This is a genomic window from Campylobacter sp. MIT 99-7217, from assembly GCF_006864365.1.
Taxonomy (GTDB): domain Bacteria; phylum Campylobacterota; class Campylobacteria; order Campylobacterales; family Campylobacteraceae; genus Campylobacter_D.
The window spans coordinates 1-397 of sequence record NZ_QHLJ01000037.1; the positions used below are offsets into that span (position 1 = coordinate 1).

The 397-nt window shown below is 26.7% G+C and carries 1 pseudogene; it reads left to right on the top strand.

The features are described 5' to 3' along the window. Positions 1 to 103: 103 nt before the first annotated feature. Positions 104 to 397: pseudogene (locus DMB92_RS09100) on the top strand (hypothetical protein); the annotation flags it as partial.

The window sequence follows — 397 nt, forward strand, 5'->3', positions numbered from 1 at the left end:
TTACACAAAAAAGATAAAAACTATATTTTTTTAAGAAAAAATATAGTTTAAATTTTTTATAATTTACTCAATTTAGGTTATTAAAAAATCAAAGGAACAAATTATGAAAAAGATTTCAAATTTATTCTTAGCCACTGCTGTGTTAAGCTTTTGTCTGGCTGATGATTTTTTAGCTAAGCTAACTCAGGGTAAAATAAGTGATACTTCAGAAGGTGTTAGAGTACTTAGTCTTGATGAGATGAAAGAAATAAAAGGTGGTTGGAAGACTCATTCTATAAATGGCTATGTTTATAATTATTACCAAAGACCTTACACTAATAATTACAATGCAAACCATAGACCTCAAACAAGTAGTTCTAGTATTTATTCAAATGCTTTTATGCAGTATTATAAACCG